The 24,883-nt window shown below is 45.6% G+C and carries 24 protein-coding genes and 1 riboswitch; of the genes, 19 read left to right on the top strand and 5 right to left on the bottom strand.

What is annotated here, in order from left to right:
- The first annotated feature begins 15 nt into the window (after positions 1–15).
- From ACL9RM_RS17390 to ACL9RM_RS17360, 7 genes are all read left to right on the top strand, one after another.
- Complete coding sequence (locus tag ACL9RM_RS17390) at positions 16–585, top strand: hypothetical protein (protein ID WP_069291480.1); 570 nt, start codon at positions 16–18, stop codon at positions 583–585.
- Positions 586–603: 18 nt separating this feature from the next.
- Positions 604–1,167 (top strand): cob(I)yrinic acid a,c-diamide adenosyltransferase, encoded by a 564-nt coding sequence (locus ACL9RM_RS17385; RefSeq protein ID WP_061829140.1) that lies wholly within the window; start codon positions 604–606, stop codon positions 1,165–1,167.
- Positions 1,168–1,188: 21 nt separating this feature from the next.
- The gene (locus ACL9RM_RS17380) at positions 1,189–2,148 is read left to right on the top strand and encodes an RluA family pseudouridine synthase (protein ID WP_250262098.1); all 960 of its coding nucleotides are present in this window, start codon (positions 1,189–1,191) and stop codon (positions 2,146–2,148) included.
- 43 nt (positions 2,149–2,191) lie between these two features.
- Positions 2,192–2,557 (top strand): arsenate reductase family protein, encoded by a 366-nt coding sequence (locus ACL9RM_RS17375; protein ID WP_069291482.1) that lies wholly within the window; start codon positions 2,192–2,194, stop codon positions 2,555–2,557.
- A 72-nt stretch (positions 2,558–2,629) separates the two neighbouring features.
- Positions 2,630–3,526, top strand: coding sequence for a 5'-3' exonuclease (locus tag ACL9RM_RS17370; RefSeq protein ID WP_080710677.1), 897 nt, complete (start codon positions 2,630–2,632; stop codon positions 3,524–3,526).
- Positions 3,527–3,748: 222 nt separating this feature from the next.
- Positions 3,749–4,627 carry an ROK family protein gene (locus tag ACL9RM_RS17365; protein WP_250267876.1) on the top strand — a complete coding sequence of 293 codons (879 nt, stop codon included), beginning with the start codon at positions 3,749–3,751 and terminating at the stop codon, positions 4,625–4,627.
- 165 nt (positions 4,628–4,792) lie between these two features.
- A complete protein-coding gene (locus ACL9RM_RS17360; RefSeq protein ID WP_250267877.1) occupies positions 4,793–5,800 on the top strand; it encodes an HRDC domain-containing protein in 1,008 nt (335 codons plus the stop codon).
- A 161-nt stretch (positions 5,801–5,961) separates the two neighbouring features.
- Here the strand turns inward: ACL9RM_RS17360 and corA are convergent, their stop codons facing one another.
- A complete protein-coding gene (corA, locus tag ACL9RM_RS17355; RefSeq protein ID WP_023987788.1) occupies positions 5,962–6,897 on the bottom strand; it encodes a magnesium/cobalt transporter CorA in 936 nt (311 codons plus the stop codon).
- Between the two features lie 551 nt (positions 6,898–7,448).
- Positions 7,449–7,574, top strand: a riboswitch (SAM riboswitch).
- A 118-nt stretch (positions 7,575–7,692) separates the two neighbouring features.
- Here corA and metA point away from each other — a divergent pair.
- From metA to mqnC, 4 genes are all read left to right on the top strand, one after another.
- Entirely contained in the window at positions 7,693–8,610 is a 918-nt protein-coding gene (metA, locus tag ACL9RM_RS17350; RefSeq protein ID WP_061829145.1) for a homoserine O-acetyltransferase MetA, read from the top strand.
- A gap of 125 nt (positions 8,611–8,735) precedes the next feature.
- Positions 8,736–9,920, top strand: a complete 1,185-nt coding sequence (locus ACL9RM_RS17345; RefSeq protein ID WP_250267878.1) for a PLP-dependent transferase — start codon at positions 8,736–8,738, stop codon at positions 9,918–9,920.
- Complete coding sequence (locus ACL9RM_RS17340) at positions 9,917–11,095, top strand: aminotransferase class I/II-fold pyridoxal phosphate-dependent enzyme (protein WP_165176141.1); 1,179 nt, start codon at positions 9,917–9,919, stop codon at positions 11,093–11,095. Before ACL9RM_RS17345 ends, ACL9RM_RS17340 begins: the two co-directional genes overlap by 4 nt.
- A gap of 432 nt (positions 11,096–11,527) precedes the next feature.
- Positions 11,528–12,661: a cyclic dehypoxanthinyl futalosine synthase gene (mqnC, locus tag ACL9RM_RS17335; RefSeq protein WP_061829148.1), complete on the top strand. Its 1,134-nt coding sequence runs from the start codon at positions 11,528–11,530 to the stop codon at positions 12,659–12,661.
- A gap of 96 nt (positions 12,662–12,757) precedes the next feature.
- Here the strand turns inward: mqnC and ACL9RM_RS17330 are convergent, their stop codons facing one another.
- The 4 genes from ACL9RM_RS17330 to ACL9RM_RS17315 all read right to left on the bottom strand — a co-directional run bounded on the left by ACL9RM_RS17330 (position 12,758) and on the right by ACL9RM_RS17315 (position 16,033).
- Positions 12,758–13,621, bottom strand: coding sequence for a YitT family protein (locus ACL9RM_RS17330; RefSeq protein WP_165176725.1), 864 nt, complete (start codon positions 13,619–13,621; stop codon positions 12,758–12,760).
- Between the two features lie 84 nt (positions 13,622–13,705).
- Entirely contained in the window at positions 13,706–14,932 is a 1,227-nt protein-coding gene (locus tag ACL9RM_RS17325; RefSeq protein WP_023987794.1) for a cation:proton antiporter, read from the bottom strand.
- Positions 14,933–14,936: 4 nt separating this feature from the next.
- Positions 14,937–15,431: a cation:proton antiporter regulatory subunit gene (locus tag ACL9RM_RS17320; RefSeq protein WP_013309426.1), complete on the bottom strand. Its 495-nt coding sequence runs from the start codon at positions 15,429–15,431 to the stop codon at positions 14,937–14,939.
- Between the two features lie 206 nt (positions 15,432–15,637).
- Complete coding sequence (locus ACL9RM_RS17315) at positions 15,638–16,033, bottom strand: hypothetical protein (protein ID WP_069291487.1); 396 nt, start codon at positions 16,031–16,033, stop codon at positions 15,638–15,640.
- 240 nt (positions 16,034–16,273) lie between these two features.
- Here ACL9RM_RS17315 and ACL9RM_RS17310 point away from each other — a divergent pair, with 240 nt between their 5' ends.
- From ACL9RM_RS17310 to aroF, 8 genes are all read left to right on the top strand, one after another.
- On the top strand, positions 16,274–17,155 hold the full coding sequence (locus tag ACL9RM_RS17310; RefSeq protein WP_165176137.1) for a putative sporulation protein YtxC: 882 nt from the start codon (positions 16,274–16,276) through the stop codon (positions 17,153–17,155).
- Between the two features lie 61 nt (positions 17,156–17,216).
- Positions 17,217–17,792, top strand: coding sequence for a 3D domain-containing protein (locus ACL9RM_RS17305; RefSeq protein WP_061829151.1), 576 nt, complete (start codon positions 17,217–17,219; stop codon positions 17,790–17,792).
- Positions 17,793–17,876: 84 nt separating this feature from the next.
- Positions 17,877–18,185 carry a hypothetical protein gene (locus tag ACL9RM_RS17300; protein WP_069291489.1) on the top strand — a complete coding sequence of 103 codons (309 nt, stop codon included), beginning with the start codon at positions 17,877–17,879 and terminating at the stop codon, positions 18,183–18,185.
- 195 nt (positions 18,186–18,380) lie between these two features.
- Entirely contained in the window at positions 18,381–19,967 is a 1,587-nt protein-coding gene (locus ACL9RM_RS17295; protein ID WP_061829154.1) for a S1C family serine protease, read from the top strand.
- Between the two features lie 149 nt (positions 19,968–20,116).
- Positions 20,117–20,806, top strand: a complete 690-nt coding sequence (locus ACL9RM_RS17290) for a response regulator transcription factor (RefSeq protein ID WP_069291490.1) — start codon at positions 20,117–20,119, stop codon at positions 20,804–20,806.
- A 1-nt stretch (position 20,807) separates the two neighbouring features.
- Positions 20,808–22,286, top strand: coding sequence for a sensor histidine kinase (locus tag ACL9RM_RS17285; RefSeq protein WP_069291491.1), 1,479 nt, complete (start codon positions 20,808–20,810; stop codon positions 22,284–22,286).
- 111 nt (positions 22,287–22,397) lie between these two features.
- Positions 22,398–23,354: a 4-hydroxy-3-methylbut-2-enyl diphosphate reductase gene (locus ACL9RM_RS17280; protein WP_013309434.1), complete on the top strand. Its 957-nt coding sequence runs from the start codon at positions 22,398–22,400 to the stop codon at positions 23,352–23,354.
- 264 nt (positions 23,355–23,618) lie between these two features.
- Positions 23,619–24,656, top strand: coding sequence for a 3-deoxy-7-phosphoheptulonate synthase (gene aroF, locus ACL9RM_RS17275; protein WP_013309435.1), 1,038 nt, complete (start codon positions 23,619–23,621; stop codon positions 24,654–24,656).
- Positions 24,657–24,883 lie beyond the last annotated feature (227 nt).

Genomic DNA, 24,883 nt, shown 5'->3' with positions numbered 1-24,883 from the left:
AGAGGGGGCGTACATATGAGAGCAGGGCTAAAAAGGCTATCGCCATGGATCATCGGAATGCTTGCACTTGTATTATTGGCTGGATGTGGGGGACGGGACAAGGACAGCTTCTCCATTTTTATTATGGATAAAGGGGATGCCTCAGTCATCCGTGAGGAGCTGGCACAAAAGCTTAAGGATAAGCTGGGCGAACAGGCTCCGACCATTGAGATTTCGGTCAGTCCGCTGTATAACCAGCAGAAGCTGGTTGTAGAATATGCGGCCGGGGAGCATGATCTGTTTCTTTTGCCGGAAGAGGACATGAAGCTGTATGGACAGAATGGCTCGAATCTGCCGTTAGATGATGCTTTTGACAAGAAGACGTACGCTCGGGGCGTGTTCGAGGGCGGCGTATTTAAGAAGAAGGGGCAGGAGGAAGAAGGATCAGATGTAAGCAAGGAAACTCATTTGTTCGGAATTCCGGTGGAGCAGATGAAGATGTTTAAGGAGCTAAAATATAACTCCAAAACATTATTTGCTACCGTGCCGCCTCGTACAAGCAATAAGGAAGAAGCCATCAAGGTGCTGAAAGCACTTACGGAATGATAAAGGGGATGGAATGAAATGGGGATATATACTAGAACAGGTGATGAAGGACAAACTTCTGTGATCGGCGGTCGAGTGTCCAAAGATGATGATCGTGTGGAGGCATACGGTACAATTGACGAGCTGAACAGCTTTGTAGGACAAGCGATCAGCTTTGCCGAAGGGGAAGAGTTTACGGATATTCGGACTCAATTGGAAGAAATACAGCAGGAGCTGTTTGATTGTGGTTCGGATTTGGCGTTTGTTAAAATTAGTGAAAGCAAATATAAGGTGAAAGACGAGCTGGCAGAGCGTCTGGAAGGCTGGATTGATGCATGTCAGGAGGAAAATCCGAAGGTGGAGCGTTTTATTATACCGGGTGGTAGCACATTATCCTCAACGCTTCATGTTTGCCGTACAGTTTGCCGACGCGCGGAACGCCGTGCTGTTACACTAGGTAAACATACGGACATTAATCCGGCGGTACGTCGGTATTTGAACCGCCTTTCTGATTATTTCTTTGCCGTTGCTCGTACAGCGAATGTCCGTCAGGGTGTGCCCGATGTCGAATATGTGCGCAGCAAAAAAGTGTTCCGCAAATAAGGAGGCAACCGGGAATTTGTGATGAGCTTGTATTATGAACCTATCGTATATACGATCCCTCCTGAGGAGGAGGGCATGCTGTTGAAGACTATTTTACAAAAACGTATGAACATTTCTCGAAAGTTAATATCCAAACTCAAGCTGACCGAGCAAGGTATTATGCTGAACGGGACACGTGTGTACATCAGCGTAAAGGTGAAGTCCGGGGATCGAGTAGAAATTCGTATGGAGCGTGAGCGTTCTGATGATATTTTACCTGAACCCATTCCTTTTGAGATATTGTTTGAGGATGAACATCTGTTAGTGGTGAACAAGGCGGCGGGCATGATTGTCCATCCGACTCACGGTCATTACACAGGAACACTGGCTAATGGGGTTGTGCATTATTGGCAGGCCAAGGGAGAGTTGTTCCGGTTTCGTCCTGTCCATCGTCTTGATCAGGAGACGACGGGTGTGCTGGTAGTAGCCAAAAATCCGTATGTACACCAGCATATTTCTGAGCAAATGATTGCGGGAACGGTGGATAAGCGCTATACAGCTCTGGTGCATGGACGGCCTGAGCTGCAGGAAGGAAAGGTAGACGGACCGATTGACCGCAACCCGGATGATCCCCATTTACGTATGGTGACCCCGGATGGTTATCCTGCCCTTACGCTGTATAAGCTGGAGGAAGTGTGGAACGGGGGAAGTCGCATTGGGCTAAAGTTGGAATCCGGGCGTACGCACCAAATTCGAGTGCATATGACTTATATCGGTTGTCCGTTGATCGGAGATAAAATGTATCGGATTACACCCGATGACGCTGCGCAACGTGAGCGATATGATCAGCTTGATGCCAAGATGCCTCGACAGGCTCTGCATGCCTCAGAGCTATCCTTGGAGCATCCTGTAACCGGGGAGCGGCTGACGTTCTATGCTCCTCTACCTAACGATATGGCTGAAATGCAGGAGCTATTAAGAGCGCAATATCATCCAGAATAAAATATAAATAAGCGATGAAAACCAAATGGAGGTTAATCTAGCGATGAGCCAACTGAAAGTATATCAGTATTCTAAATGCAGTACCTGTCGTAATGCAGTGAAATGGCTGCAAAACAAGGGACATGAGACGGAACTTATTCCTATTTTTGAACAACCGCCCGGCCCGGAGGAATTGGAAGACTTGATTCGCAAAAGCGGGCTGGAGCTGAAAAAGTTTTTTAATACAAGCGGTGAGGTATACAAAGAGTTAAAGCTGAAAGATAAGCTTGGAGACATGAGCCGTGAAGAGCAAATTTCGCTTTTATCCTCGAATGGAAGATTAATCAAACGCCCGATTGTAACCGACGGGAACAAAGTAACGGTAGGATTCAAAGAGGAAACATTTGAGGGCACATGGGGAGCTCAATAACGCCCAATTTACCCCCACGATATGTTATACTGTGGGGGTTAAATATTATGATGAATGGGAGCAATACAATCTGTGACACAACGCAATGAACAATCCGTAATGCTGGTTGACGGCATGGCCCTGCTATTTCGCGCTTATTATGCAACCGCCGCAAACGGTTATATCCGTCGTACAAAAGCTGGAGTGCCAACGAACGCCATATATGGTTTTATTCGATATTTTTGGGATGCAGTCCAAACGTTTAATCCTACACACGTCATTTGCTGCTGGGATATGGGCGGAACGACATTTCGTGGGGAACATTTTGCTGCGTATAAGGGAAACCGAGCCGACGCACCAGATGATTTGATTCCCCAATTTACATTGATTCGGGAAGTGACGGACAGCCTCGGCATTCCCAACATTGGAGCGGAAGGTTTTGAAGCCGATGATTGTATCGGTACGCTTGCACGCCATTATTCGCAAAATGAGGACATGGATGTAATGATTCTCTCGGGAGATCATGATTTACTTCAATTAGTGGATGATCGGACACGGGTCATTATTATGAAAAAAGGGCACGGCAATTATATGGTATACACCCCGGAGACCCTGCTGACTGAAAAAGGGCTTAAGCCACGCCAAGTGGTGGACCTTAAAGGCCTGATGGGGGATGCAAGCGATAATTATCCAGGAGTACGAGGTATTGGTGAGAAAACGGCACTCAAGCTGGTGCAGGAATACGACTCTATTGAAGGCATTCTGGAGAATTTGGATCAATTAACACCCTCGGTCCGTAAAAAAATTGAGAGTGATTTGGATATGCTGCATCTTTCACGCAAGCTTGCTGAAATTCACTGCGGTGTACCTGTAGCATGTGCTTTGGATAGCTGTCTGCTGACGCTGGATCACGTGCAAATTGTAGACAAGTTTGAGCAGCTTGAAATGAAAAGCTTGTGTACATTGATGGGTGTCGCAACCGGATCATAATGAAGCTGTTAGGCTTGATACGGACAATTTAAGTGAAGTAAGTTTATAGGGATGCTGACGCTGGGTGCGTTAGTGTCCTTATTTTTATACCGTTATGTCAAGGGAGTTGTATAGTCATGTGAAGGATTATATACAATTGCGATAAGGGGATTGACCTCGGGCACATTTCAGGTGAATATAGTGGAGAGAGAACCGGATTATTGAAAGGGGACAACAGCAACTATGACAGTATTGGGAGCAATTGAGGCAGGCGGTACCAAATTTGTATGTGGAATTGGTAACGAACATGGGGAGGTACTGGAACGAGCAAGCTTTCCAACGACCACCCCAGCAGAAACAATGGAGAATGTCATCGCATTTTTTGAAGGCAAGGGCATTGAAGCATTGGGTGTAGGCTCGTTCGGGCCGATTGATCCAATCGAAGGCAGTGATACATATGGCTATATTACAACAACGCCAAAGCCACATTGGGGAAATTACAATTTAATTGGCAAACTGAAACAGCATTTTGACGTGCCTATGGGGTTTGACACGGATGTGAATGGAGCAGCACTTGGTGAGTCTATTTGGGGTGCCGCCAAGGGATTGGACAACTGTCTGTATATTACGATAGGTACAGGCATCGGGGCGGGTGCTTTGGTTGGTGGAAAGCTGATACATGGATTATCCCACCCAGAAATGGGGCATATTCTGGTACGTCGTCACCCAGAAGATACTTACGAGGGGACATGTCCTTATCACGGAGATTGTTTGGAGGGACTGGCAGCAGGTCCTGCGCTCGAAAAAAGATGGAAGGTTAAAGGACATGAGCTTTCTGTCAATCACGCAGCCTGGGAAATGGAAGCGTACTATCTGGCACAGGCTTTAATGAGCTATGTATTAATCCTGTCACCGCAAAAAATTATTATGGGCGGGGGAGTGATGAAGCAGGACCAACTGTTCCCGCTCATTCGTACCAAGCTTCAAGAACTTTTGAACGGATACGTACAGCATTCGAGTCTGACAACAGATATTGAGCAATATATCGTATCTCCGGGATTGGGTGACAATGCTGGATTGTGCGGTGCTCTGGCATTGGCAAAGGAAAAGCTGAATCATTAGAATTTATGGTTGACGGCACTCCAAGGTACGGTTATTATATAGGCAACAGCATAGTACGGCTCAAAAAGGGAAGCACCTTTCTTGCAATACGCAGGATAGGTGCTTTTTTTTGCGTTTTTGTGTTGTGCGGGACTGTCTTTCAACGATATGAGGGAGGAAGAAATCATGGAGATTGTATTTTTAAATCGCTTGTCCAAACGGAATGAACAGGGCTATGAGGACTTTGCTCAGGTATGGATTGGGCAACATGAAGGGGGATGGAGTGCAGGCTGGAGCACACACCATGTCCCGGATGAAAGTATAGACGACCTTTGGTATGAGGGCAGCTTGTGGCAGGAATTACTGCATGTATACCGTCATGAGCTGGCGCTCAAAATGGCTGAGGGCTACAGGCCCTTAATCCATGGCGTATTTCATGAGCAAGAAGGATCATCAGGACGAGGACAAACGCTGCAAAAGCTGTATTGTTACAGTGATTTGTTTCCACGTGATGAAGTGTATGAGCAGTTGACAATGTGGAGACGGCAAAAAGCAGCAACGGAACGAAAAGCGCCTTATTTTATTGCTACGAATCGGCTGCTTCGGCTCATTAGCGTCTATCTTCCCCATACCGAAGAAGAATTGTTGGAGCTGCCTGGTATGGGTCAGGGTAAGGTGTCGCAATATGGGACGGAGCTATTGGCTATTACGACACAAAATGACCGGACCACGCCATTTCCGTTGAACTGGGTAACAGAGACGCTGGAAGAAGAAGTTTTTTTGTCATGGCTATACAAGCAAAAAGAGAACCAATACAGGCAGGAGCTGAATAAATTCAGCCTAACTAGAACGATTATCGAAGGCATTTCGGACGGTCTTTCACTGGAGCATATCGGGATGAAGACAGGTTTGCATCGTAGAGAAATGATTGAAGCTGTGGAGCATTTGGACAGGGATGGTATTGATATGGAGAAGCTGATCCGCAAGGAATTGGTGAATGTATCTGAGGAGGAGCAGGCAGCCATCTGGTCTGCTTATGAAGAGTTGGGGGATACGCTGCTCAAGCCTGTCATGCTGAAAGTGTATGGGGAAGAAAAGGCGACAGAAACAGGATTGGATCAAATTTATGAGCGTCTGCGTCTGATCCGTATACGGTTTCGCCATCAGCAGTTACCCGACCGACATGTTGGATAATATAGAACTGATTGGATAAAGCTAAAGTATTAAAGTACATTCAGGGTCCAACAGACTAAAAAGCAGCAGCCAGTTCCTCATAGGACACGGCTGCTGCTTTTTATGATCAAGCTTGAAAATCGAAATAGGTATCCAACTCCGTACTTTTTCCCCCTTTCTTTTTAAACCCAGTCTTTCTTGCGGAAAATACAGAACATACTGACACCTAGTGCCACCATAATACCAATGACGACAAAATAGCCATAACGTGTATGAAGTTCAGGCATATTATCGAAGTTCATCCCATATATTCCGGTAATGACCGTCAATGGCATAAATACGGTCGTTATTGCCGTAAACACACGCATAATTTCATTGGCACGATTGGCGATACTGGATTGATAAGCTTCTCGAAGGTTACCCATCAAATCGCGGTAAGTTTCAAAAGTCTCCGAAATTTTCACAGCATTTTCATAAATGTCGCTGAAATATTTTTGCAATTGATCGTCGATGAGTCGCAAATCCCGTTTGTTCAGGGTATTGATGACTTCCTTTTGTGGACCCAGCACCTTTTTCAGCCACAGAATCTCACTTCGTAAGCCGATGATTTCGTTCAAATGCGACTTTTTCGTATGCATTAGAATATCTTCTTCCAGCTTTTCAATGCGGACCTCAATCCGGTCACCAACCAGAAAATAGTTGTCAACAATCAAGTCGACCAGCAGATACATAAAACGGTCAGGCTGGCTGACTTCTTGCTCCCACAGCATAGGCTTGAGGGTACGAAGCTCATTGATTTTCTGCTTGGTCACCGTAATGATAAAATGGCGGCCGAGAAAGATGTTCAAAGCTCGCAAAAATATTTCTTCATCATCAAAACGAATGCTATTTACAACGATAAAATAATGGCTTTCATAAATTTCGATCTTCGGACGTTGTTCTTCTTCACTCAAACAGTCTTCTACTGCAAGATCATGCATGGAAAATAAAGGTTGGAGCACTGCCAAATCATCGACATCGGCATCAATCCAATAAAAACCTTCTGCCGGTGCAGTAAGCGCCATTTCAATTTCTTCGACAGGGGTAAAAACCCCGTTGTTGACCAAACGGATTTTCATATATGTCACTCCTTATGCTCCGTCGTAACGGAAATACGTTTACCTTAAGCATAAGGAATGAACTCAGTTAGCCAGTTAGCCGGTGCGGGTAAGCGTGCATTCTCATCAAAAGCCGGAGGCTTTTGGAGCATGCAGAGCCTGGCGTCCCGTCTTTCGGCAAGCTGAAGTCATTCCTATGCTGTTGTTCAGGGATCGCCGCCTACTCGGACTCGGGTCGCCTTCCATTCCGGATTCACCTCTCAAATGTTCTTTTTTAGATTGCCACAGTATCGCAGGAAACACTCAAATCTGCACTACTGCTCCATATTTTTGCCTAATAGCACTTGTATAGTATAACGCTCGGCCTACGGCCTTTCAAGCGCAAAATCATGGGCTAAATCAACAGTAGTTGCAAGAGCTTCAGCGAAAGGAGGGATATGATTTAACCTATGGAAAAGGTAGACAAAATGTGATTGCAGGGCACAAATTTAAAAGTCCCATCTTGACGAAGCCCAGCCGATGCATTAAAGTGAACAACAAGAACTTTGTGAACCCAAAATGAATATAGCGAAATCTTATCAAGAGCAGGTGGAGGGACTAGCCCGATGATACCCGGCAACCGGCGATTTTAATCGCACGGTGCTAATTCTTGCAGGACGCGCGCTTTGTACAAAGAGCGTTGCCCTGACAGATGAGAGAGGCGCATATGGATACAAATATGACCTTTCTCTAACCAGAGAAAGGTCTTTTTATTATATGCCCGGCATCTCAGCAGGACGATTTTCGCAAAACTTACCGAACAAGGAGTGAGTTTACATGCCGATTAAAATTCCAGATACACTACCTGCCAAGGAAGTGCTGGAGGGCGAAAATATTTTCGTAATGGATGAAAGCTTGGCTTATCATCAGGATATTCGTCCGTTGCGCATCGCCATTTTGAATTTGATGCCTACGAAGGAAACAACGGAAACCCAACTATTGCGCCTGGTCGGCAATACGCCGCTGCAAGTGGACGTCACGCTGGTGCACATGAAGTCTCATGTATCCAAAAATACATCGCAAGAATATTTGAATATGTTCTATAAAACGTTTGACGAGATTAAGAACAGTCGTTTTGACGGCATGGTCATTACAGGAGCTCCGGTTGAACAGCTTGAGTTTGAGGATGTGAACTACTGGGAGGAGATCCGGCAAATTTTTGAATGGACGAAAACGAATGTAACTTCGACCATGCACATTTGTTGGGCCTCACAGGCAGGTTTATACCATCATTTCAATGTCCCGAAATACGGGCTCGACTACAAATGCTTTGGCGTATTTCCACACACCGTGATTAAACCTAAAGTAAAATTGCTACGCGGCTTTGATGAACTGTTTTATGCCCCTCACTCCAGACATACGGAGGTTCGGCGGGAAGATATTGATCATATCGCCGAATTAGAAGTTTTATCCGAATCCGAGGAAGCCGGAGTGTACCTCGTAGCCACGCTTGACGGTAAACAAATTTTTGTAACTGGGCATTCTGAATATGACCCGCTTTCATTGAAATGGGAATACGACCGCGATGTGGCCAAAGGAATGGATATTGAAGTTCCCAAAAATTATTTTCCTAATGATGATCCTGAGCGCACACCGCCCTCAATCTGGCGGGCGCATGCCAATTTATTATTCTCGAATTGGCTGAACTATTATGTATACCAAGAGACACCTTACGATATCGGGCCCCAGATTTAAAAAAGGGGCTTGTACTTTACCCTTGTACAGTACCACCTTGCAGTAGCGCAGCAGTATAGTCTTTGACATCCATTTTTGCAGGATTGGTTATAGCACCCACTATGGAAGTTAACAGGAGGATTCATATGAGTGAGAAACAGTGGAAAATCGAAAGTAGATTGGCACAAATCGGTTCAGTAGAGGAGCCAGTAACCGGGGCTGTTAATTACCCGATTTACCAATCTACGGCGTTCCGCCATCCCCGTCTGGGTCAAAGCACAGGATTTGATTATATTCGGACGATCAATCCCACGCGAAAGGTACTGGAAGAGGCTTCTGCTGCACTTGAATCTGGTGATGCAGGCTTTGCATGCAGCTCAGGTATGGCGGCGCTGCAAACGGTATTTGCATTGTTTGGACAGGGAGATCATCTCATAGTATCGCTGGATCTGTATGGCGGGACATATCGTTTGCTGGAGCGTATTTTATCTAAATTTGGTGTAACAGCCAGTTATGTGGATACGAACGATCTTGAAGCACTCGAACAGTCATGTCGACCGAATACCAAAGCTGTATTCATAGAAACACCTACAAATCCGTTAATGATGATTACTGATATTCGAGCGGTGGCTGAATGGGCATCACAACATCAGTTGCTTACCATTGTAGATAATACGCTGCTAACACCATACTTCCAGCGGCCATTGGAACTCGGCGCGGATATTGTGGTACATAGCGCAACCAAGTATTTGGGCGGACACAACGATGTGCTGGCAGGGTTAATCGTAACCAAAGGCAAAGAGCTATCAGCTGAAATTTCCTTTCTGCACAATTCCATAGGGGCCGTGCTTTCCCCGAGTGACTGCTATCAGTTGATGAAGGGGATGAAGACGTTAGCGCTGCGTATGGACCGACATGAGCATAATGCAACAGTGCTGTCTAACTATTTACTGACGCATCCGGCGGTGGCAGAAGTATTCTATCCAGCTATCGAAGGCCACCCAGGTCGTGAGATTCAAAATAAACAATCCAGCGGAAATACAGGTATCTTCTCCTTTAAAGTAAAGGATGCTCGTTATGTGGAACCTTTGCTTCGTCACATTAAGCTCATTGCGTTTGCGGAAAGTCTCGGCGGTGTTGAGTCGCTAATGACCTATCCCGCGGTGCAGACACATGCGGACATACCAGCAGAAATTCGAGATGCAGTTGGGGTAGATGACAGGCTGTTGCGTTTCTCCGTAGGCATTGAGCATACAGACGACCTCATTGAAGATTTGCGTTCGGCGTTGGAAGCGGCACGTCAAGAAGTAGAAGGAGGAGAGCTGCAATGATAGAGGATGCGAGGAGGATCGGGCAGGATTTGAACAAAGAGCGGAAGTTCGCTACTAAGCTGCTGCATTTTGGTTCTGAAATTGACAGCGTTACGGGGGCCTCGAGCGTCCCGATCTATCAAGCTTCTACCTTTCACCATCATGATATTTTTAATCCTCCCCAGCATGACTATAGCCGTTCAGGTAATCCGACACGACAAGCTTTGGAGGATTATATCGCTTTATTAGAAGGCGGGGCGTGCGGCTTTGCCTTTGCGTCAGGTATGGCGGCCATCTCCACTACATTTATGCTCTTATCCGCTGGAGATCATGTCATTGTTTCCGAGGATGTATATGGGGGAACATATCGACTGTTGACCTCCATTTTGAAACGGATGAATATCGAAACGACCTTCGTCGACATGACGGACCTCAACCTTGTGAAAGAGGCGTTGCAGGAGAATACAAGGGCTGTATATATGGAAACCCCGTCCAATCCGACACTCAAAATTACCGATGTAGCAGGAATAACCTCTTGGGCACAGGACAACGGACTTTTAACTTTATTGGATAATACTTTTATGACACCTTATTATCAACGTCCGATTGAGCAGGGAGTCGATATTGTATTGCACAGTGCGACCAAGTTTCTGGGCGGACACAGCGATGTGCTGGCAGGACTTGCGGTAGCGCGTACCGAATCGCTTGGGAGACAAATCAAGCAGCTCCAAAATGGACTGGGTACCGTACTGGCTCCGCAGGAGTCATGGTTGCTCATGCGCGGTATGAAGACACTGGAGGCTCGTATGGCTCACAGCGAAAAGAGTGCAGCCAAGCTCGCTAACTGGCTGAACGAGCGCAACGACATTGAGGCAGTATACTACCCGGGTCTGGAAAATCATCCAGGGCGTGAAGTTCATGAACGTCAATCCAGCGGTTATGGTGCAGTGATATCGTTTGATGTGGGTTCTGGTGAGCGTGCAAAAGAAGTCCTCAGTCGCGTACGTATTCCAATTGTAGCGGTGAGTCTGGGAGCTGTGGAAAGCATCTTGTCGTATCCGGCGATGATGTCACATGCGGCTATGCCCCATAGTGTACGATTGGAGCGCGGGATTACGGACGGACTACTTCGTTTCTCCGTAGGTTTGGAGGATATTGATGACCTGATCAGTGATCTGGATGAGGCGCTGCGATAGAGCGTTAGCACATCCGCAGCATCTTTGTCGTTTTCACGCCGAGAGCAAATATGTACAGTGCTAAACAGCAAGTTTCCAGTATTTCAGGAGGCTTGCTGTTTTCTATAAGAATGACATGAAGGACAGTGTGAAAAAAGGCACTTTCAGTCCTGTTTTGTTATTTCTTGGCAATACGCAATGTTGAGATAAGCTTGGCAGTTGCCTGTTTTCCTAGGTGAAAAGCAGAAAGAAGCGGGAATAAGTATGGTTCCTTACCTAAAGATATGTTAGTATTATCATTAGGTTTTACTATGCTAAATAGCACAGACAACATACAAGGCCAGTCATGAACATACATTACGGCAGGGTTCGAACGCAGGTTTGTGAAAGCATTCTCGTTCATAAGTCCTGTCGTTCATTTCGTCGCCCTGTGACAGCGAAGGAGGATACACCATGAGTGTAATCGACCATATTTTAGATAAAGCCCTACGCGGCGAACGCCTGAATTTAGAGGATACCGTTGCTTTGTTCGAATCAGACGAGGTAGAAAAAATAGGTCACGCGGCGAATAAGGTCATGAATCGCATGCACCCCGATCCCATTAAAACCTTCGTCATCGGACGAAATATTAACTATACGAACGTATGTGACGTATACTGTCGCTTCTGCGCTTTTTACCGTAGACCGGGTTCCGATGAAGGTTATGTTTTGCCGGATGAGGTGATCTTTCAGAAGATCAAGGAAACGCAGGAGGTAGGTGGCACCGAAATTCTAATGCAAGGCGGTGTGAATCCAAATCTGCCGTTCAGTTATTATACGGATTTGCTGAAAGCTATTAAGGAGCGTTTTCCCGATATTACGATGCACTCCTTCTCGCCAGCTGAAATTCACAAAATGAAGGAAAAATCCGGTCTATCCATGGAAGATACGATTCGAGCCATTCATGAAGCTGGATTGGATTCGCTTCCGGGTGGAGGCGGAGAAATTTTGGATGACCGCACACGCCGCAAAATTAGCCGTCTCAAAGGCTCTTGGCGTGATTGGATGGATGTCATGCAAACGGCTCACAAGGTTGGGATGAACACAACCGCTACGATGGTTATCGGCTTTGGTGAGTTGATGGAGGAGCGTGCGCTGCATTTGTTGCGGGTTCGTGATGCTCAGGACGAATGCATTGAAAACAAATATAATTCTGAAGGATTTTTGGCCTTTATTCCTTGGACCTTCCAGCCAGACAACACCAATCTGAAGAAGGAACGCCAGACGCCAGAAGAATATCTGAAGACCGTTGCGATCAGTCGTCTTGTATTGGATAACATTAAGCATATTCAATCCTCATGGGTAACTATGGGACCTGAAATCGGTAAAAAATCGTTATACTACGGTTGCGATGATTTTGGCAGCACCATGATTGAGGAAAACGTAGTTTCCGCTGCAGGCGCAACGTATAAGGTAAACATCGAATCCATTTTACAGTTGATCCGCGAGACGGGTCACATTCCGGCACAGCGCAATACCCGTTATGATATTATTCGTACTTTTGACAGTGCCAGCAGTATTGAACATGATTTTATCATGCAAAATTAATATCCGTTAATATATTGTTAATTACAAAACGCTTATCCATCACTAATCTATGTATAAGGATTAGTGTAGATAAGCGTTTTTTGATGTGTTACTTTGCTATGTTTTCCATCGTTTCATATACATGATCTCAGCCTGCGGGTCAGCCATTTGGATGACTGCCTTAAAACGCTGCAAATCCAACAGTTGAACGTTGTAAACGATGACCATTTGTTCTTTTTTATCCTCAGATTCGCTTTTAATCTTACCCTCTATCTGTGCAGAGCCTCCAACAGGTGTGCTGTGTATACGCAGCCTGCGATATATGGCATCCTCGACGGTTTGCTGTTTCTTGCTGACAACACAAACCATACGCGTCAGACCGGTAAACATCAGCCGGGTCGTTTCATAGGCGGCGAGGCAGGATAAGGCTGAATAGAGAGCTGGCTCCCAGCCTAACACAAAGCCGGCGGTAATGAGCAGCAGACCATTACACAGCATAACAATCTGTATTAATGGAATCTTACGGTGTGTTAGCAACAATGTGGATGGACGGCCATCGTCAGATTCGTTAAGTCCTAGTGAATCGAGCAGACCACCATGACGAGCTGCCAGCCCTGCGCCAAGACCGATACAGATTCCGCCGCCCAAAGCGCATACGACCGGATGGCCACTCACTGCCGGAAAAGGCGAAAGAATAATGGCTGAGCCCGAAAAGGCGAACAAGCCGGGTAGTGCTCGAAGCAGCATGGGTTTGTGAGTAGACAGAGAATACAGCAACATGAGTGGCAAGTTCAAAACGAATAGCAGTAACCCAAAATGCTCTTGTGTATAAAGCGACATGAGTCTGGAGATCCCCGTGACGCCTCCAGCGATCATATCATGCGGATGTAAAAACAATTCCAGACCGACGGATGCCGTAATTCCACCAATCACCGTATAAAAGACAGGGAACCTGCTCGCATCTCCTGAAGTGGGCTTTATAAGCCGCCTCATAGAGTTTCGGCATGTTTTACAGCGTGCGGCATAGCCTTCCCTCCTATGGATTGTCGTATCCAGCTTTTGCAGTTATGCCGAGTTACTTTCTTCCTTTCGTAGGCGGGGGTCCTTGAACTTAAATATTTTGTTTAACATATTAAAGATAGGTTTTGACTGCTTTGTCAGAAGGGGTCCAAGAATCGCCAGTATGAGTACATAGATAGCTGCAAAGGGTTGAACAATATCAAGCAAACCGCCTTCCTTGCCCAAGTTGGCCATGATAATCGAAAATTCACCCCGCGCCACAATGGTCAGACCGATATTTGCTGACGCTTTGGGAGATAAGGAGGCCGTACGCCCAGCCAGCATTCCTGCCCAAATGTTACCAAACAACGTGAGGACGACTGCTGCCAGCGCAAGCCATATCGCGTTTCCTCCCAGGGACAGTGGATCGATGGATAGTCCAAAGCTGAAGAAAAACAGGGCACCAAAGAAATCGCGGAAAGGAACAATTAAATGCTCGATTCGTTTGGCATGTTCCGTTTCGGCCAGTACCAGACCGACCAACAGGGCGCCGATAGCTTCCGCCACATGAATCGTTTCCGAAAAACCAGCCACCAGAAACAGAGAGCCAAAAACAACAAGTCCGAATACCTCATTGGAGCGAATACGGAGAATCCGATTTAACAGAGGGACGGCCTTACGGCCGATAATAATGACTGCAAGCATAAAGCCAAGCGCGATTAGCGCTGATAGCAGCACACCCCCGAGCGAGGATGAATCACTAAGAACCAATCCGGAGAGGATGGAGATGTATACGGCGAGGAAAACATCCTCGAACATAATAATGCCCAAAATCATTTCTGTTTCTGCATTGGCAGTCCGCTTGAGATCTACCAGCACCTTCGCAGCAATAGCACTGGATGATATTGTTGTAATTCCGGCGATAACCAGTGTCTCTGCTACAGGAAAGCCGCTCAGGAAGCCAAGAGCCAGCCCCAGTGTAAAATTGATGCCAATATAAATGGTGCCGCCCACGGCAATGGAACGGCCTGATTTAATTAACCGACCTACTGAGAACTCGAGACCCAAGTAGAAGAGAAGAAACAGCACTCCGATTCTTCCCATAAAATCAATAAATGGGGCGCTTTCGATAAAGCGAAAATCAAAATGCCATAGCTCCATCGCATGCGGCCCAACTGCCATTCCGATCAGGATATAAAAAGGGATGACCGAGAAGCGCAGTTTGGAGGAAATAAGTCCAGCTGCAGCGATGAGAGCAATTGCCAATCCAACCTCAAATACCAGATGATCCATCCAATCACCCGCTTCCGTTCATAAGGATTTGTTTAAAGCGTTTTTGCTGATCGCGTTCCCCAACAACGACTACAGTGGCATCATCGTTAATAATCACTTCAGGACCAGGATTTACATATTTCATTCCTTTTTTCTCCACAATGGCAATAACAGTGGCTCCCGAATTTTGCCTTACATCCAGCTCACCGATGGATTTGCCGACACTTGCATAGTGGGATTCCACTCTATACCATTCGATAATAAAATCATCAAACGTCATTTCTACACTTTCAAGCTGTTTGGGCTTATATGTCATACCCCCGATGATGGAGGCTACCAATCGCGCTTCCTGATCATTCAGGGTTGTCATAGAAATACTTTGTTCTAGATCCTCGTAATCAAAGTGATACAACTCGCGCCTGCCATCATCATGAATAATAATGACAATTCGGTCGCCACTCTCTGCATCTATTCGATACTTAATCCCGATTCCTGGCAAAATAGACTCTCGAATATCCATTTATAAAGCCTCCTGTACGATACGTTATTTAAATGAATGGTATGGGAAATAAATCACATACTCTGGGAGTGACATGGAAACTTTCTTTTTGTATTAAATTTTATGAATTAACGTAAAAAACCTGATACATACACTTACGTATTACAGCTATTGGGAAATATTAACAAATAGACATGCGAATGTGGTGATCTGCATGCAAAGGGAGGTTAAGCCACATAACTAGAGGTGAATTTGATGGGGAACAAGTATAATTGCTTCTTTAGTTTGCAAATGACAGGAATAAAAGGCAGACGTAGTTTAGGGATGCTCAATAACAGCACAAGCGCTATCAAAATGACAAAGGGAAGTGATTTGGCCGCAGCGATCACCAGATGAAGTAAAGGGGAGGATTTGCGTATAGCTGGTTTGGAATGGTGTTCCAGACCGTGAGAATCTGTTTCTAACGAGGAAACATCAGCATGAGGCACGACAGAAGATCCCGCAGTAAACTGGAGGGATTGAGTGGTGTCTTCCGCATGAAACGTCACAGGAAGGGACAAAATCTGAACGAGGCTCAATATGACGATCATGAATGTACGCAGCATGTTCAGCATCGTTAACATCTTATCTCCTCCCTCTTGTGAAAAATTCATATTACTATAACCTTAACATACCCCACCCTAAATATTCAAACGTCTTTCGTTATTTCCTATATCACAGTAATTGTTTATAACACGCCAAACCAGCTTTTTGAAACTTGATCATCCTCTTTTGGATATGTCTTTCTGTTTCCAGTCGTTCACTTCGTATAACCCTTTAGAGGCCGCCATATACTGAAAGCAGTGATCGAAAGGAGTGAGCCAATGGAACTGTTTACAGTGTGGACCAATACAGACGGAGATCAGGAAACCAACCGGTTTTATGAAGTGGTCAAAAGTAGAACAAAGGGACTACATATGTCACGGCGCGGATTTCGATTCACTTTCAGACAGCTGGACAACAAAGTGGCATGGACCTGCAAGGGCACAGAAAGCAATTCGGCGTTTGAAAGCTTTCTCCCCTGTGTATACAGCATCATGTCTTCGGCAATAGCGGATTATATTATCGAAGTCAAGGAGTGGGGGATGCTCAATCTCATTCTCACCAAAGCCTGTTCGCTGCTGGAGAAAGAGGATACGGAGCAAATTCGCAGTATGATTCGTTCACTGTTAAACGATGATGGCCCGAGAGGCCGTTTGAAGCGTCATGGTAAGCTGACCACTCTCCTGGAGAAGGATTTTAAGGAGCTTCATGTGATCAATTTGGAAGGACTGATTCAATTTAGGCTCCATGCGTATAAAAAAGAGCTTGAAGAAATCGTCGACTATGCCATGGAAGAATTCTGGGCAGATCGGCAATACGAAGAATTTATGGGGCTGCTTAAATATTTTGTTTTTTTTCAGGAAAGCAAAGTTCCGCTCGTACACGTACTTCACCAAGGCGGACATAATTTTACGATTCTGGATAGTGCCATGGTACCCATACCGACTCCTGATGCAGATGACATCATTGTCGAGATGCCAGGCATTGAACTAGAAATGGAGGTCGAAGATCGAATCGTAAGCACCCTTATTTCGATTTCTCCTGCTTCCATTATATTGCACACAGACGATGAGCACACCCCCATAGTGCGGACACTCCTGCATATTTTTGAAGATAAAGTGAAGCTGAGCAGACTTTATCCAGGTCAGGATGTTCAAAAATAATAATCTTTTCGTATAAACCAATGGATTTCTGGAAAGCCTTTGCCTCAAGGGGAGGTTTTTTATGAGATCCATGTTGGTATGGAAACGGATTTTGGGAACCGTGTTAATTGCAACCTGTCTGGTATTGCCCGGCAATGAAGTTTACGGTCACAAAGAACCGGTCCAGCATAAAAAATGGCAGTCCGCACCTGTTTTGGCTCCACGCGAGGAGCAGGTTATTACGACCATGACGGTCACGGCAACAGGATATACAGCAGGCTATGAATCGACTGGCAAACGGCCAAGTCATCCCGGCTACGGTATTACGTATTCCGGTGTAAAAGTGCGTCGTGACAAGAACACTCTGTCTACGATTGCGGCTGATCCCAAAACGTTTCCTTTGGGGAGCATATTGTACATTCCAGGTTATGGATACGGGATTGTAGCAGATACAGGTTCTGCGATTAAGGGCAATAAAATTGACTTGTATTTTAAAACAACCCGGCAGGTGTATTCTGAATGGGGCAAGAAAGATGTGGATGTTCAAATTATAAAAAAAGGGAACGGAAAATGTACGGAAAAGATGGTAAAATCGCTCCAAAAAGCGATAGAAACGCATAAAACCATTCCGAGTGCGACACTGGATGCTTCCATATAATCCTTGAATATTGTTTTTTCCAACATCACATACTATGTTGCGGGATAAGCTTATCCCACAAAACATACTGGGAGGTTGAGAATTATGCCAAATCAAGGCGGAAGTTCTTTCACGAACAAAGGCTTCAAGGCAAGCACAGGAAATCAGTTCAAGGCGGAATTTGCACAAGACAATACGGTAGGTGTCGTTTCACAAAAGGTAAAGCAGTCTGAACAAAATAAAATTCAAGACAACTTCCAGACACCAAATGAGAAGTATGACGAAGAATTTGCAACAGATCAAGGCGGTACAGGTGCAGTAGCGCAAAAAGTTCAAAACTCCAGCCGTAACAAAATTCAAAACAATGCTCAAACACCGAACGAAAAGTTCGACGAAAACTTTAACACGAAATAAAAAAGCATATACAATCGATAATGCTCCGGATTATATCCGGGGCATTTCGTTTTAAGTAAAAGTGATTAGGTACAATAGGTCTAAGGTTTTATCTCCTTTTTAATTGTTTTTAAGGTGGAATTAAGGTTTAAAGTGCAAAATAAAGTCAGTTAAACAACACCACCTTGAAGCATAGGGTTTGGGAGGAGATATACAATGGACGAATTTAAAAATAATAACTCCGGACGCCGGAACGACAACGATCAGGTTGATACCGATAACGCAACTCGGCAAAACGATTCGAACGGTTCCTCATATTATTATTCTTACGGCCCTTTTTCTTCAGTTCAATCGGACGGACAACGTAAGGAAGGGCAGCCGGTGGAAAAGGATGTTGAGATTACGCCACCGCAGGCAGTGAGACCTCTTCCTCCCTCTTACCATCGGGCTATGCCTGAGCAACAGGATGGTTCGGGTCGGAATGGCGGCAACTGGCAATTCAAACCGAATAAGCCCAAGTCGCAGGTGAAAACAATATTCTTATCTTTTTTGGCCGGGATGCTGGTCATTACGGTATTGATGTATACAGCTGACCGAACAAATATGTTCACACCCGAGACGGCGTTGACTTCGGCGGCAGCTGAAAGCGGAGAAACGACTAATTCAGGAACCACCAGCTCGACTCCAAGCGCAGTTCCGGCTGTGATGCCTTCAGGTACCGCTGATGTTCAATCTGTTGTGGCAAAGGCTGGGCCGGCAGTCGTTAAAATCGAAACGCTTGCCAAACAAACCAGTGGTAGCAGTGGCAGACAAAGCAGCCCTTATTACAATGACCCGCTGTATCAATACTTTTTCGGTAATCAGTATGGTGACAGTGGCAGCAGCGGTAACAGTAATGAAAATGAAGGTAGCAACAGCGGGCAGCTGACTCCGCTTGGTATTGGTTCTGGTTTTATTTTTGATAAATCGGGTTACGTCCTAACCAACAACCATGTTGTTGAAGGCGCGAGTGTGGTTCAGGTTACAGTAGAGGGAACTAATAAGCCTTATGAAGCCAAAGTCTTGGGCAAAAATGCTGATCTTGATTTGGCGGTACTTAAAATTGAAGGCAAAAACAACTTTCCGACAGTAACTTTGGGTGACTCCGATAACGCTAAAGTCGGCGAATGGATGGTCGCAATCGGCAACCCTGAAGGCTTTGAACATTCGGTAACAGCCGGGGTGCTAAGTGCGAAAGAACGTACGATCACTATTAATAGTGAATCGACTGGAAAACCGACGCAATACAAGCATCTCATTCAGACGGATGCGTCCATTAACCCTGGTAACTCTGGTGGACCGCTGTTAAATCTGCAAGGGCAGGTTATCGGTATGAACGTAGCTGTTAGTGCAGACGCACAGGGAATCGGATTTGCGATTCCGTCCAATACGATTTTGGAAGTGGTCGATAAGCTGAAAAATAACCAGCCTATTCCGAAAGAACCTGTACCTTTCATTGGTGCAAGTCTGTTAAATTTGAGTCCTGAAGTAGCCAAAGAACTGGGTACATCCCTGACCGAAGGCTCGGTTGTACGGGATATTATATACAAATCACCAGCTTATCAGGCCGATCTGCGTCCTTACGATGTGATTATCGGAGCGAATGGCACGCCTTATAGCACATCACAAGAGCTGATCCAGTTCATTCAAAAACAAAAAGTGGGTACAGCGCTGACACTTAACATCGAACGAGCTGGGCAGAAAAAAGATGTTCAGCTGAAAATTGGCAACAAAAATGACTTTAGCTCGACGCTTCAGCAATAAGATGAAAATTCTACAAAAATGAACAAGTGCACGTAAGAAACGGAAGGAAGATCCCTTCCGTTTCTTGCTGTATGAAGCAGCCAGATGCTACACGCGTCTACTCCTGCTACAATAGAAGGAAAAGAAGAGATAAAGGAGTTCGATCGTGTATGCGTTCTACTATTCTAATCATTGATGACGATGAAAAAATTGTTTCCATGCTGCGCAGAGGGCTGGCATTTGAAGGCTATGAAGTGCTGACAGCCGCCAATGGAGCAGAAGGATTAAATAAAATGTTGACAGCTGAGCCTGATGTGGTCGTGCTAGATGTAATGATGCCGCAGGTCGATGGTTTTGAGGTATGTCGTCGTATGCGGGAGGGTGGAAGTACAGTACCTGTCCTGATGCTTACAGCCAAGGATGAGGTTGAGAATCGGGTTAAGGGCTTGGATCTAGGGGCCGATGATTATCTCGTTAAGCCGTTCGCTCTAGAGGAGCTGCTGGCGCGAGTGCGAGCGCTTTTGCGGCGTAAAACCGAACAACAGGACAATAACGGAAATCGGCTTACCTTCGAGGATTTACAACTGGATAACGAATCCCGCGAAGTGGTTCGTGGCGGCAAACGTTTGGAACTGACGGCCAAAGAATTTGAACTGCTCCATTTGTTCATGCAAAACCCGAAGCGTGTTCTGTCGCGTGATCTGATTATGGACAAAATTTGGGGCTATGACTATAGTGGAGAATCGAATGTGCTGGAAGTATATATTGCCATGCTACGACAAAAAACGGAGCAGGATGGCGGTAAACGACTCATTCGTACAATTCGTGGAGCTGGCTATATTTTAAGAGGTGATATGTAATATGTCTATTCGGTGGCGGCTGACGGCCTGGTATTCGAGCATCTTGGCTATAGTACTAGTCATTTTTGGTCTGGTTACTTACGGACTAGTATATTACTACACATATAATGAAGTGAAAAGTCAGCTTATGACTCAGGCGCCACAGATTAACAAGCAATTACGCCTTATTATAAAAGGGGGATTGTTTGAAGTCCCCAACCTGGATTTGGGATTAGAGCAGGGACGTGGAATAGATGACTCACAGCTCTATGTACAAATTTACAATTATACGTCTGGTGTAACGAAAACGACCCAAAATATGAAAGACCTCAATATCACCTTCCCTGTTCCATCTACAGCGGCAGGAGCAGTTCAAAATGAGGGAATTCGACGTGTGAACGTCAATGGGGATTCCTTTATGATTATTCAACAGCCGATCAAATCCGAGGAGCTGGGCTTGGTGGTCGGGCTGCTACAGGTAGGACAATTCACGGGCTCTCAGGACCGACTCATGAACAGGTTACAAAATGTGCTTGTATACGGCTCGTTGTTTGCATTACTCGCTGCTGCGACTTCAGGTCTCTTTCTGGCTCGCAAGTCTATGAAGCCGCTGGTCAAGGTCATTGAGGGGGCTAATCAGATTCAATCCAGTAATGATTTGAGTGTTCGGATTGAATATGACGGACCACATGATGAAATTGGCCAATTAATCGGGACGGTTAACAACATGCTGGGGCGCACAGAGGTGTTTTACAAGGAGCTGGAAGATGCGTACGGTGCACAGCGCCGTTTTGTGGCTGATGCTTCCCATGAGCTTCGTACGCCGCTAACGACGATCCGTGGCAACGTTGATTTTTTGCTCAAAATGTGGACTACCGAACCAGGAGAGCGACCGAATATGGATGAAGAGATGATTCGCGAGCTTTCTATGGAGGCATTAAATGACATGGCGGATGAAGGCAAACGGATGAGCCGTTTAGTGAGTGATATGTTGTCACTCGCGAGAGCGGACACAGGGAAAACGTTCGATAAGACTCCCGTTGCGCTGGAACCACTTGTAAGTGAGGTTGCCCGTCGTGCTCAGTTTTTAGAGCGAACGGCCGAATGGAATGTGGGAGATTTTTCGTTGCTGAATGGTATTTATATGGATGGCAGCAAGGATTATTTGCAGCAAATGCTATTCATTTTCATTGATAATGCATTCAAATACACACCTGAGGGCACAGTCCGATTTGATGCCATTGTTTATCAAGGACAGGTGGGCCTACGGATCAGTGATACGGGCATTGGAATGGACAAGAGTGAGGTTCCCTTTATTTTTGACCGCTTTTACCGGGCAGATGAGTCACGCGGGGTGACAGAGGGAATTGGGTTGGGGCTATCTATTGCCAAGTGGATTATTGATGAACATCACGGGTCTGTGGAAGTGGTTACGCGCCAAGGAGAAGGAACGACATTTGTCATCTGGCTCCCGGTTAGCTTTTCCGCGCCTTTGGAATAGGCTATAATAGGAAGGCAACTACATCATAGAATTGGCCGGTAAAGGCTAGGATGCCCACAGCTACCGAGTTATCGGAGCTGTATACTGTGTCGAAGAAAGCGGGGGCTCATTTTGGAAGTACTCAGAATTTCGCCCCGGGGTTACTGCTACGGCGTAGTCGATGCCATGGTATTGGCTCGTCAGGCAGCCAGAAATCTGGACTTACCCCGGCCTATTTATATATTGGGCATGATTGTGCATAACAGTCATGTCACCAATTCCTTTGAAGACGAAGGGATTATTACACTGGACGGCCCGAACCGTATGGAGATTTTAAGCCAGGTAGAGAGCGGCACTGTAATCTTCACTGCTCATGGCGTATCACCAGAGGTTCGGAAGCTGGCACGAGACAAGGGGCTGACTACGGTAGATGCGACTTGCCCTGACGTCACAAAGACGCATGATCTGATTCGGGAGAAGTCTGCCGAAGGCTATCAGATTGTTTATATTGGCAAAAAGAATCATCCAGAGCCAGAAGGAGCTATCGGTATTGCTCCTGATCATGTTCATCTGATTGAAAAAGAAGAAGAGATCGACAGTCTTACGTTGCCAGCTGGCAAAATTCTTATCACGAATCAGACGACCATGAGCCAATGGGACATCAAGCACATTATGAAGAAGCTGCTGGAGAAGTTCCCGGGTGCTGAGATACACAATGAAATCTGTTTGGCGACGCAGGTACGTCAGGAAGCGGTAGCTGAGCAGGCTGGACAGGCGGATCTGGTGATCGTTGTCGGTGATCCGCGCAGTAACAATTCAAACCGATTGGCTCAGGTTTCGGAGGAGATTGCTGGTACAACAGCTTATCGTATTTCTGATGTAACCGAGCTGAAGAGAGAGTGGCTTGAAGGTGTAGCCAAAGTGGCTGTGACTTCTGGGGCTTCGACCCCGACACTGATTACCAAAGAGGTTATTACGTATTTGGAGCAGTATGATGCGGCTAACCCGGATACGTGGGAGATTCAGCGAACCATAGATATGAAAAAACTACTGCCTCCTGTACGAGAGAAGTCAAAAACAACGAAATAGTATATGATTGATTACAGCCGTTATTCGGATACAACCATCCGGATAGCGGCTTTTTAAATTGTTTTAATTTGTAGATATTTTCCGGTTAGCTTCGCTAAGTTAGAATATTGAATAATTCGGGATAATTAAGCCTTGACGAGTATAGCTAAAACAGGTATAGTTGCTTTAACGAATAAAAGCTTAAAAGCGAACAAGCGTCTAAGTGTCATAATATTAACCTGTATGTTGGTTTATAAAATATGTTTTATAGAGAGGAAGAAAAAAATGATCGTTATCGCTGGTGTTCAAACACCTGAAGAGCATATTCAAGCTATTGTTGAAGTTATTGAGAAAGAAGGATTGCAGGCTCATGTATCAAGGGGATCGGATCGCACGATCATCGGACTGATCGGTAGCGTAGAGCCCAAACTGGCTGAACATCTGCGTCAAATGAAAGGCGTAGAAAATGTGGTTAAAATATCGAAGTCCTATAAATTGGCCAGCCGTGATTTTCATCCGGAAAATACGGTTATCTCTATTAAAGGTGTAAATATCGGCGGGGGCGAGCTTGTCATTATGGGTGGACCATGTGCTGTTGAGTCTGCTGCACAGATAGATGAAATTGCCGGATTGGTCAAAGCTGCAGGCGCGCAAGTTCTCCGTGGGGGTGCTTTTAAGCCGCGTACAGGGCCATACAGCTTCCAAGGAACGGGTGTAGAAGGTTTAATCATGATGGCTGAGGCGGGGCAAAAGCACGATCTCTTGACCATCACAGAGGTCATGACACCTGAATACGTAGACATCTGCGCGGAATACGCCGATATTCTGCAAGTAGGTACACGTAATATGCAAAACTTTGATTTGCTGCGCAAGCTGGGTACTTGCGGCAAGCCAGTATTGCTCAAGCGCGGTTTCAGCTCGACTTATGATGAGTTCTTGAATGCTGCTGAGTACATCTTGGCAGGCGGCAATCCGAATGTTATGTTGTGTGAGCGCGGTATTCGTACATTCGAAACCTACACTAGAAATACGCTCGACTTGTCCGCGATCCCTGTTTTGCAACAGTTGAGCCATTTGCCGGTCATTTCTGATCCTAGCCATGGCACAGGTAGACGTGAACTGGTTGTTCCTATGACGAAGGCTTCGGTAGCTGCCGGAGCGGATGGTTTAATTATTGAGATGCATACAGACCCTGACAACTCGATGACGGGTGACGGCGTACAATCCCTGTTCCCAGATCAATTTTCAGATTTGCTAAAAGATTTGGAAATATTGGCTCCTGCTGTGGGGAAAACATTTCACACGCCTACTACCATTGCTTAAAACCAATGTTTAACATTAATGCATAAAAGTTTTGCTGCAACGCAGTAATGAGATTTAAATTGCCTAAAAGCCCGATGTTTCGGGCTTTTTGTGCTATTCAAATGTTATCAAGGGCGTAAGCATATCTAACATTAGTTTAAAAAATACCTTACATAGCTATTGACCCGTGTCATGTTTGAGATTTATAATGACGACAGAAAAAAACATTCGATCATGAACATTTCAGG

Source organism: Paenibacillus sp. S29 (assembly GCF_049319765.1).
GTDB lineage: Bacteria > Bacillota > Bacilli > Paenibacillales > Paenibacillaceae > Paenibacillus > Paenibacillus polymyxa_B.
Note: the sequence above shows the minus strand (reverse complement) of the source record. Positions and strands in the feature narration are given on the sequence as shown.

Excerpts from the sequence above, each read along its gene's own strand:
- corA (WP_023987788.1), bottom strand. The coding sequence starts at position 6,897 with ATGAAAATCCGTTTGGTCAACAACGGGGTTTTTACCCCTGTCGAAGAA.
- ACL9RM_RS17325 (WP_023987794.1), bottom strand. The coding sequence starts at position 14,932 with ATGGATCATCTGGTATTTGAGGTTGGATTGGCAATTGCTCTCATCGCT.
- metA (WP_061829145.1), top strand. The coding sequence starts at position 7,693 with ATGCCGATTAAAATTCCAGATACACTACCTGCCAAGGAAGTGCTGGAG.
- ACL9RM_RS17385 (WP_061829140.1), top strand. The coding sequence starts at position 604 with ATGGGGATATATACTAGAACAGGTGATGAAGGACAAACTTCTGTGATC.
- ACL9RM_RS17340 (WP_165176141.1), top strand. The coding sequence starts at position 9,917 with ATGATAGAGGATGCGAGGAGGATCGGGCAGGATTTGAACAAAGAGCGG.
- ACL9RM_RS17345 (WP_250267878.1), top strand. The coding sequence starts at position 8,736 with ATGAGTGAGAAACAGTGGAAAATCGAAAGTAGATTGGCACAAATCGGT.
- ACL9RM_RS17295 (WP_061829154.1), top strand. The coding sequence starts at position 18,381 with ATGGACGAATTTAAAAATAATAACTCCGGACGCCGGAACGACAACGAT.
- ACL9RM_RS17290 (WP_069291490.1), top strand. The coding sequence starts at position 20,117 with ATGCGTTCTACTATTCTAATCATTGATGACGATGAAAAAATTGTTTCC.
- mqnC (WP_061829148.1), top strand. The coding sequence starts at position 11,528 with ATGAGTGTAATCGACCATATTTTAGATAAAGCCCTACGCGGCGAACGC.
- ACL9RM_RS17320 (WP_013309426.1), bottom strand. The coding sequence starts at position 15,431 with ATGGATATTCGAGAGTCTATTTTGCCAGGAATCGGGATTAAGTATCGA.
- ACL9RM_RS17315 (WP_069291487.1), bottom strand. The coding sequence starts at position 16,033 with ATGTTAACGATGCTGAACATGCTGCGTACATTCATGATCGTCATATTG.
- ACL9RM_RS17365 (WP_250267876.1), top strand. The coding sequence starts at position 3,749 with ATGACAGTATTGGGAGCAATTGAGGCAGGCGGTACCAAATTTGTATGT.
- ACL9RM_RS17390 (WP_069291480.1), top strand. The coding sequence starts at position 16 with ATGAGAGCAGGGCTAAAAAGGCTATCGCCATGGATCATCGGAATGCTT.
- ACL9RM_RS17310 (WP_165176137.1), top strand. The coding sequence starts at position 16,274 with ATGGAACTGTTTACAGTGTGGACCAATACAGACGGAGATCAGGAAACC.
- ACL9RM_RS17360 (WP_250267877.1), top strand. The coding sequence starts at position 4,793 with ATGGAGATTGTATTTTTAAATCGCTTGTCCAAACGGAATGAACAGGGC.
- ACL9RM_RS17305 (WP_061829151.1), top strand. The coding sequence starts at position 17,217 with ATGAGATCCATGTTGGTATGGAAACGGATTTTGGGAACCGTGTTAATT.
- ACL9RM_RS17380 (WP_250262098.1), top strand. The coding sequence starts at position 1,189 with ATGAGCTTGTATTATGAACCTATCGTATATACGATCCCTCCTGAGGAG.
- ACL9RM_RS17285 (WP_069291491.1), top strand. The coding sequence starts at position 20,808 with ATGTCTATTCGGTGGCGGCTGACGGCCTGGTATTCGAGCATCTTGGCT.
- aroF (WP_013309435.1), top strand. The coding sequence starts at position 23,619 with ATGATCGTTATCGCTGGTGTTCAAACACCTGAAGAGCATATTCAAGCT.
- ACL9RM_RS17375 (WP_069291482.1), top strand. The coding sequence starts at position 2,192 with ATGAGCCAACTGAAAGTATATCAGTATTCTAAATGCAGTACCTGTCGT.
- ACL9RM_RS17300 (WP_069291489.1), top strand. The coding sequence starts at position 17,877 with ATGCCAAATCAAGGCGGAAGTTCTTTCACGAACAAAGGCTTCAAGGCA.